This window comes from Mesorhizobium sp. M8A.F.Ca.ET.181.01.1.1, assembly GCF_004792025.1.
Lineage (GTDB): Bacteria > Pseudomonadota > Alphaproteobacteria > Rhizobiales > Rhizobiaceae > Mesorhizobium.
In genome coordinates, this window is the sequence record NZ_SRTV01000039.1 from 1 (window position 1) to 628 (window position 628).

The following is a 628-nucleotide window of genomic DNA, read 5'->3' on the forward strand; positions in this document are numbered from 1 at the left end:
TCCGGCGGTTGGGCGTTCTGTCGAGACGTCCACCGGTTCGGCTTCGAGACTTTCCGCAAACTTGCTGAGGCCGGTACGAAACTGGTCGACGATGCGACTGCAGCCATTGAAGCCTAGCCCGAGATGGCGCGCATCAAGAAAACCATTGTTCCAGGAAGGATCTATGTCAGACCTAGATAAGATGAGGAATAAAGTCCGAAAACTCCAGTTGCGTGCAGCTATTGCCAAGATGGCATTGCAGGACCTTGTCGAGGGTCTGCCGGGCAAGTGGGCCGACATACAGGAAGTCGCCGAGAAAACCCACGCCGTTTATGCCGAGTTGGATGTTGCCAAGAGAGAACTCGCTTCAATGAAGAATTTAGGATGATGCGCACATTCACCACCCGTGACGGCTCCCTTTGGATGCCGTCGTACCTGACCTCCATCGATAGCAAGACCTGCATCGGCTGCGGCCGTTGTTTCAAGGTCTGCTCGCGCGATGTCATGCATCTTCACGGCGTCGATGATGCGGGTGAAATCCTCGGCCCCTGCGATGACGAGGACGACGATTTCGACGGCAAGCTCAATCGCATGATCATGGTTGTCGATGATGCCGGCCGCTGCATCGGCTGCGGAGCCTGCGGCCGCG

The 628-nt window shown here is 56.7% G+C and carries 3 protein-coding genes; all 3 read left to right on the forward strand.

Features of this window, described 5'->3' with window-relative positions; all coding sequences use genetic code 11:
* The coding region (locus tag EN824_RS33450; RefSeq protein ID WP_135933158.1) for a DUF269 domain-containing protein at positions 1 to 117 on the forward strand (117 nt) is incomplete at its 5' end.
* Positions 118 to 163: 46 nt separating this feature from the next.
* Positions 164 to 367 (forward strand): CCE_0567 family metalloprotein, encoded by a 204-nt coding sequence (locus EN824_RS33455; protein WP_095517143.1) that lies wholly within the window; start codon positions 164 to 166, stop codon positions 365 to 367.
* Positions 364 to 628: ferredoxin III, nif-specific (gene fdxB / locus EN824_RS33460; RefSeq protein ID WP_189522270.1), on the forward strand; the 265-nt coding region annotated here is incomplete at its 3' end. The genes EN824_RS33455 and fdxB, both read left to right, overlap by 4 nt.